At 40.8% G+C, this 3,802-nt stretch carries 5 protein-coding genes; 2 read left to right on the top strand and 3 right to left on the bottom strand.

Annotated elements, in window-relative coordinates; translation table 11 throughout:
• The coding region (locus tag AACY61_RS10295; RefSeq protein ID WP_339611493.1) for a peptidylprolyl isomerase at positions 1–320 on the bottom strand (320 nt) is incomplete at its 3' end.
• Positions 321–426: 106 nt separating this feature from the next.
• Here AACY61_RS10295 and AACY61_RS10290 point away from each other — a divergent pair.
• The gene (locus AACY61_RS10290; protein ID WP_339611492.1) at positions 427–1,044 is read left to right on the top strand and encodes a DinB family protein; all 618 of its coding nucleotides are present in this window, start codon (positions 427–429) and stop codon (positions 1,042–1,044) included.
• 36 nt (positions 1,045–1,080) lie between these two features.
• Here AACY61_RS10290 and AACY61_RS10285 read toward each other — a convergent pair whose 3' ends face one another.
• Together AACY61_RS10285 and AACY61_RS10280 are read right to left on the bottom strand one after the other, a co-directional pair.
• Positions 1,081–2,364, bottom strand: a complete 1,284-nt coding sequence (locus AACY61_RS10285) for a Y-family DNA polymerase (protein ID WP_339611491.1) — start codon at positions 2,362–2,364, stop codon at positions 1,081–1,083.
• Positions 2,364–2,729 carry a S24 family peptidase gene (locus AACY61_RS10280; RefSeq protein ID WP_339611490.1) on the bottom strand — a complete coding sequence of 122 codons (366 nt, stop codon included), beginning with the start codon at positions 2,727–2,729 and terminating at the stop codon, positions 2,364–2,366. The genes AACY61_RS10285 and AACY61_RS10280 overlap by 1 nt, the downstream gene beginning before the upstream one ends.
• 145 nt (positions 2,730–2,874) lie before the next feature.
• On the opposite strand from AACY61_RS10280, the gene AACY61_RS10275 reads away from it, so the two are divergent.
• Positions 2,875–3,802, top strand: a 928-nt coding sequence (locus tag AACY61_RS10275; protein ID WP_339611489.1) for a serine hydrolase domain-containing protein, incomplete at its 3' end; no start/stop codon positions are given.

Genomic DNA, 3,802 nt, shown 5'->3' with positions numbered 1-3,802 from the left:
GCTTTTCCGGCATTGGCCATAGAAAGTCCTCCGGGCGCATCGTGACGCAAATCAGGATGAAACTCATCATCAAACTGGTAACCGGGTCCGCCGGCGCCTGTGCCTGTGGGGTCACCACCTTGCACCATAAAATCTGGTATTACGCGATGAAAAACAATGCCATCATAATAAGGTGTGCCTTGTGGTTTAACATCATTTTCCATATTTCCTTCGGCTAAAGCCACAAAATTACCCACGGTTCCGGGGGTTAATTCATAGGTTAAATTTATCGTGATTTCACCTTTTGATGTGATCATTTTTGCGTAAATTCCGTCTTCCATAGTATTTTGTTTTTTAGTGGTGCAAAGGTACATATTTGTTTTTGCTCAAAAAATATAAATTCTTAATTTTAAAGTCATACAATCAACCTCCTAAAAATTAACTAAAATGAAAAAAACTCCCTTATTTTTATTCACTTTGCTGTTGTTTTCGTTTCAACTTACAGTAGTAACAGCACAGGACTCTACTGAGTCTCACGACAAAGCCTATTTATTGAACTTCTACCAGGAAAACATCAATAACCTGAGAGCTAAAACCGCAAACTTATCAACAGAACAACTGCAGTACAAACCCACACCTGAAAGCTGGTCTGTGGCACAGTGCCTGGAGCATATCGCCCTTACAGAAACGATGCTTTCCGGTATGGTACAAGCCGTGATGGATCAACCTGCCAATCCTGAAGACAGGGAACTTCTTGTCGCTTCTGATGAGGATGTTGTAAACGGCGTTGTGGACAGAAGCACCAAATTCAAAGCCCCTGAAGTCCTTCAGCCGGAAGGTAACTACACAAATGCAGAAGAGGGGCTTCTTGCCATAATTAACAACCGCAATAAAATTCTTGAGATGATTGAAAACAATTCGCTTGAAGACATGCGCAACCGTGTGGCTGATGCACCAGCTGGTAAGATTGACGGTTACCAGTATCTTTTGTTTATTGCCGGTCATGCCGAAAGACACAGCAAGCAAATTGACGAAATTATCGCTTCTGAAGGTTTTCCGAAGTAAAAAACAGATTCACTATTTATTCTGAAACAAAGTCATTCACGGGCTTTGTTTTTTTGTATACACCACTGCGAGCTCGTCCCATCGGGTGGTATAGCGCGGGCCCCGTTCTTCCTGTATGAGTTGCCATTCTTTTTTTCGGTTTCCGCATAAAGCGGAATAGACTTTGGCTTTGCCATATTTATAATTAAGTTGGTCAAAAACATCCATCAGGGCCTGTACATTCTTCTTTTCAGGATAAAACAAATTGCCCTGCACAAACTCCTGCGGAATAATCCCCAGCAAATTGACACCCACTTTTTTGAAACGATAACCGGGTTTGTAGATTTGATACAAAGCCTTTTTTGCCGCCGCAATGAGTGACAGCGTATCATTTGTCGCTACAGGAAGCGTGATGGTGATGCTATTGGCATATTGAGCATCCTTTACACTAAAGCGATTGGTATGTAAAAACACGTTAATATAGTTGGCACACGATTTTTGTGCGCGCAGCACTTCGGCAACTTCAGAGATGTAATAGGCGCAGGCTTCTTCAATGAGGCTAAGGTCTTCAAGTGGTCTCCCAAAAGATTTAGCTGTACCGATTCCTTTTTTGGGTTTGGGGAGTTCTTGGATTCCCAGACGAGGGCGGCCGTTCAATTCATCCCAGATACGTAAACCCACCACAGTCATATGCCGGCGCACCCATCCCGGGGTTAGTTGTGTAAAATCATAAGCGGTATGCACCCCTATTTTTTGAAGGCGCTTGGCATGCTGCCTGCCAATGCCCCACACATCATTTATTTTTAGCCACTTGAGTGCTTTGATGCGTTTTTCTTCAGTATCAATGACATAAACGGTATTGAGTTCTTTATGAAACTTTTTGGCAATGCGGTTGGCAACTTTGGCGAGTACTTTGGTTTTAGCAATGCCCACACCCACAGGAAGCCCGGTATAACGAAAGATGCGGTCTCTTATTTCAGCGGCATAAACGGTGGGTTCTGCAGAAATAATTCCGGTGAGGTCGATAAACGACTCATCGATGCTGTAGACTTCAATGTGTGGTGAAAATTGATGCAAGATGTTCATAACCCGTTGTGACATTTCACCATAAAATGCATAATTGGAAGAAAAAACAGTGACTTTGTGAGCTTTTAACTGTTGCTTTATCTTAAACACCGGTTCAAACATGGGAATTTCTGTGAGCGCTTTAGCCTCACGATTTGCAGCAATTACACAACCATCATTATTACTGAGCACCACCACGGGTTTTCCCCATAAGTCAGGTCGAAAAACCTGTTCACAGGATGCATAAAAACTATTGCAATCAATCAAGGCTACCATTACACTTTATGAATAACATAAGTAATCATACCCCACAAAATATATTCACTTTCAAGTCTTTGAAGTTGAATTTTCCTGATAAAAAAAGTACCTTCCTGAACTACCACAGCCAGACGGTTATTTTGGGGTGCCAGCGAGCGATCAACTATAAGCACATCATTATTAAATATGTGGAAATATTCCAATTCATTGCCTTTTATACGAATAAAAAAAGTGGCATCACGATTGTTCACCAACTCGTCGTGCAAATCAATGGATTGTTCAGTATAATGCGTTGCTGCACTTGGAAATCCTGTTTGTTTTGAAACTTCGGCAGTGTGTCTCTGGTAATTTTTTTGCAACTGTTTTACTTGATTTATTTCCATTTTCAAAATTATAAAATTTGGAAATATTCCTATAATTAAAAATGTTAATCTTCTTGAATTTTTTAAACAAGAGCCAGAAACCAAGGTGTAACACTTGCCCGCTTTTTTAGACAAATTAAAACAATCAATCAAAAAACTCTATTTTATGAAAATCAAATCTCTAACAGTACTAATCGCGCTGCTCTTAAGCATCAATCTTGTTTCAGCGCAACACATCGAAAAACAAATCGATGCCATCTTTACAGAAGCTTACCCGGCCAATGCACCCGGGGCTACCGTTTTAATTGCGCAAGATGACAAGGTCATTTACCGCAAAGCTTTTGGGATGGCTAACTTAGAACTGAATGTCCCAATGAACCCTGAACATGTTCTGGAGCTGGCCTCTATTACCAAACAATTTACCTCTGTTGCAATACTTATGTTGATGGAGCAAGGAAAACTAAGTCTTGAAGATCCCTTATCAAAATACATTGAAGATTACCCAAAGGGCAAAGAAGTTACTATTCACCATCTACTGAATCATACTTCAGGTATAAAAAGTTATACTGATATACCCAGTTTTAGGCAGATGGCACGCACAGACATGACCCCTATTGAAATCATTAACAAGTTCAAAGACCTACCAATGGATTTTGAACCCGGGGAGCGCTATGCATACAATAACTCAGCATACATTTTACTGGGATATATCATTGAGGAAGTTTCCGGAATGAGCTATGAGGATTACATTCAGAAAAACATCTTTGATAAACTGGGAATGAAAAACTCTTATTATGGAAGCCAAAGCAGGATAATTCTTAACCGTGCTAGTGGCTATCAGCCTTCCGGCGAAAGCTATGAAAACGCTGAATATTTGAGCATGACACTGCCCTATGCTGCCGGCTCCCTCATGTCAACCGTTGATGATATGCTTTTATGGAGCAAGGCCATTCATCGCAACACACTTATTTCAGAAAGAAGTAAGCAACTGGCATTCACAAATTACACCCTGAACAATGGAAAAAACATCAATTATGGCTACGGATGGGGAATTAACAAACTTGCCGGCATCACCTCTATTGAGCATACAGGAG

The organism is uncultured Planktosalinus sp. (assembly GCF_963973675.1).
In the GTDB taxonomy this organism is placed as follows: domain Bacteria; phylum Bacteroidota; class Bacteroidia; order Flavobacteriales; family Flavobacteriaceae; genus Planktosalinus.
Note: the sequence above shows the minus strand (reverse complement) of the source record. Positions and strands in the feature narration are given on the sequence as shown.